The sequence below is a fragment of the Pseudomonas luteola NBRC 103146 genome (assembly GCF_002091675.1).
Taxonomy (GTDB): domain Bacteria; phylum Pseudomonadota; class Gammaproteobacteria; order Pseudomonadales; family Pseudomonadaceae; genus Chryseomonas; species Chryseomonas luteola.
Window position 1 is genome coordinate 1 of sequence record NZ_BDAE01000062.1, and the last position, 3,577, is coordinate 3,577.

At 54.9% G+C, this 3,577-nt stretch carries 2 protein-coding genes and 1 pseudogene; all 3 read right to left on the reverse strand.

The features are described 5' to 3' along the window. A pseudogene (locus PLU01S_RS24905) lies at positions 1-855 on the reverse strand (hypothetical protein); the annotation flags it as partial. A gap of 71 nt (positions 856-926) precedes the next feature. After that, positions 927-1,445: a hypothetical protein gene (locus PLU01S_RS24910; protein ID WP_074830769.1), complete on the reverse strand. Its 519-nt coding sequence runs from the start codon at positions 1,443-1,445 to the stop codon at positions 927-929. Further along, a partial coding sequence (locus PLU01S_RS24915) for a host specificity factor TipJ family phage tail protein (RefSeq protein WP_139804004.1) occupies positions 1,442-3,577 on the reverse strand: 2,136 nt, incomplete at its 5' end. The genes PLU01S_RS24915 and PLU01S_RS24910, both read right to left, overlap by 4 nt.

Below are 3,577 nucleotides of genomic sequence, written 5' to 3' on the forward strand. Positions count from 1 at the left end.
GCTGTCGCTGAGCACCTGACCCTGGACGCCTACATAGTTACGGTCTGGGTTATCGGAAGCCGTAGCGCCTGCCCCACCGTAGCCTTGCAGTAGATTACCCTCGATAGCATGACGCCCACCCTTTGCCGTGGGGCCACCAAAGTTATGCTTCACATGGAAGCCATTAACTTTCGGGCCTGACGCCCCGTTAGCGCCTGACACCTGCGAGATCTGATCGCTTGTTATGCGATATTCGTAATAGTTGAACTTGTTCCCGTTACCCTGAACGCCGGCTGCTCCAGATCCTGTATAGCCAACAGCATAGCCGTCCTCAGTTCCGGTCAGGCCCTGGGAGGCCAACGTTTGAGGAAGCCCTTTGAGTCGATCGGCTACCGTCTTGTCACCGTCCATTACCAGTGATGAACCTGTAGGCTCTGCAAGCTCTTGCCTTAGCAGATCCTCCTGGCTTTGAAGAACGAAGTTGCCTTTCTCAAGATCCCAGTTGCCAGTGGTTGTGTAAGGTCGATTTACACCGTAATCCAGGCGGTAAAGATACCCATCCCGAACGATAAGCTGATTGTACTCATCAATCCTGATATTAGGGCCGTAGTCTCCAAGTACCACGAATCCAGATGACTGAAGGAATTGATCAAACCGAGCAGCGCGCTCTTCTTGATCTGCATTGAACTGAGAAGCCCGCCCTTCCTGAGCGTTGTTGAAGTCCTCTTCCATCCCTGACCAGGAATGTCTCTGCTTGCCGAGACGATCCGCATAGAACGGGTCAGGACCGTTCATGAGTTTGTCAAAGTTGGTTGCGTTGTCGTACAAATCGCGGGGATCGGTCGAACCAACAGGGTGACGAGTATTAAAAGCCATGCAATTTTCTCCAGACGAGCGAAAGCCCACAGCGTCCGTGGGGCCGTGTCTTAAACGGGTTTTGGGTTAGGTCAGGCCTGAGGCGGCCACTCTCTGTTTTGCGATTGATCGAACTCAGGCATGTAGGTCTGATACCGGCTTTCCGGCCACTCAGCGTTTAAAGCTTTGTCGAATACGTTAGCGAGCAAGATGTACTGCGGTGCGTAGATAGCCCATCCAGGTTGCAGGATTGGCCGCTTTCTCAGCTCAAGGGTTGCGGTGAACTGCCACCATCCTTTGGTTATCTGGACGGGGCCGTCATACATCCCTCTGATCCGTGCGGTATAGGGTGCAAACCCCAGCGGGGTAGCTAGCTCGCACTCAAACCACTTGGTGCCGGATACCAGGACCTCTTCAAACCAAGCCTCAAAGTATCGGGCCTGCGATTCGGTCATCAGCCACTTAACCGACGCCTGGGTCGGAACCGAAGTGAACGCCCGCCTTTCAAGTGTGCGTCCGCTTTGGAAAGAGGTCTCAACCTTTGGACTTGCGGTCTGTAGCTCATACCCATCCTGTAACGGCCTGGGCAACTCCTTTGGGTATGTGATCATGCGTCCTCCGGCGCGACGTTATTGTCATCGGCATAGACGCGCTCGTCATAACCGACCGCCTCTACATCAGCGGTGTATTCGCCTGGTTCAATTGAAGTAATCAGAACGGGGTAGCCGGAACGCTTCATGGTGCCGAACAGCAGATGAGGCGGCTCAATCTCCCAGCTGGTATCGGGAACGAAGTCCAGATCACCAATGGTCATCCGGTAATCGTCCAGCTTGGATGCAGGCCAGGGGCCGCTAGTGGATCCATCCGGGCGACGCAGTAGAGCCACATGCTGCTGATCTTCCTGCCACTGAAGCGGCTCAGAACTCACCAACACACTCATGCCATCCATTGCCATAAAGTCTTCCAGGATCGCGCTCTGGGCATAACCCGGGACGTCATCCGCTACCACGTCATAGCTCAGATACCCGCTATTGAGCGCAGCCAGTTCCGTGGAGAAGTTGTAGCTCTTGGTGCGGTAGGCATATTCCCTACGCCGCCGCATCCCTATCCGCCACGCCCGGTCACGGTTGGTCACGCCGTTAAGAGTGATCTCCTTAACCGTATTCCCCTCATCCCCAGGCAGACGGCACTTAACAGTCTCGTCTGCGTAGGTCTTCTCGTCTGTGTACTTGATGTCCACCCCGTCGTAATCATCGGGAGATGGAAGCGTGAAGCTGCGCTTGAGAGGTTCGGTCATGTTCTGAGGCGAGTACATCTGGCCGTATACACTTCGGGGCTCATCCCGTACCGGCTTGAGCTTGCCGCGTTCAAGGGTGAACTCAGCAAACCCGGCCGTCAGCGCATCACTGATGCATTCCTTGACCGTACTGCTGTCCTCAACGGCATAGTCGAAGTAATCACGTCGATCACTCCAAACCTTTCCAAGCCGCTCTAGCTCATCCAAGTCGAAGTCATCATCGACATAGCCTATGGACTTGGCGACATACCCAACCCATGGAACGATATCCCTGGTAGCGACTGGCCCCGTCCAAGTGCCACCCACGAGGCGCGGCAGCTTGCGGGTGGCTACCACTGAAACCTGACTCTCAGATTGGGCTGAAAGCTGATCGCCACCGCGAATGTAGACCGTCATCACTGTGACGCCTTCGTAAGCTCTTGGAGCCTTGTTCAGGCGAGCTTTCAGGGCATACCACTGCACGCGGTCATACTTGTCGGTAGAGGTAGACTCCTGACCTATACGCCGCATTCTGACCTCTGGCCGTATGGCCGAAGGCAGATTGACGCGCTCGGTATAGCCAAGCTGATCCGAGGTATTGTTGGTATAGGTAAATCGTACCGACTGCCAAGCTCCAAGCGTTGCCATGTCCCGATACTGCAGCTCAATAGTGCATGAAAACGGGTTCTTGGTGCCCTTTTTGGTGTTGAAGTTAACCAAGCCTTGCGGGAAGAAGACGTCGATCTCCAGGGTATTGGTAACTTCATCCTCTGGACATGCCGCGAAAGGACCCGCCCAGTCACCTTCAATCGTGGAAGCATCCAGCGTTATGACGGGTGTCGCACTGTTGAAGGTATCAAACCCAGGCCATTCGTCATCTCCCGTACCCGTAGCCGTCAGGCGCTCCACCGTAATAGTGGATGGCCCATGATTTTCAGTCTTTGGGTCGTCATCATTGACCGCATCATCTGAAACTGACGTTATACGATAACGTAATCCCTGATAACCGATGCAGCTGTACAGGTTGCCGGTCTGTAGGCCGTTTGCCGGTGCGCCGCTCGCATAGTTGAGCGTCATCGTGGCCGGTGTGTCGTCTTCCCCTAAACCGCCTTCCTCAAATGGCTGATAACTGGCTACCACGTAGGAGCCTGCATTATCTCCGGTGATTTCGATAGGCATGCCCACATAGGGGTTGATCATTGAGACATGAGGGCCGCTGATGATCGTTGCCCCACCGTTGCCTGGGCTTGTATAGGTGTAGGGGTACATCACCTCTACTCGGGCAATCAGGCCGGGCTGCCAGCCGATGGGAAACCAGCCCGCACCGGTAGGAACGCTTATCTGATAGCCAGAAAACAGGAAGGTATCTGCCGTGGGCTGCTCATCAATGGCAAATGTTGACTTAAGCGTAAGGCCAGCGCCGCCGGTGCTTGTGGATCCAACCTCAGTGGATGGATGCCACCAGTC

Excerpts from the sequence above, each read along its gene's own strand:
- PLU01S_RS24910 (WP_074830769.1), bottom strand. The coding sequence starts at position 1,445 with ATGATCACATACCCAAAGGAGTTGCCCAGGCCGTTACAGGATGGGTAT.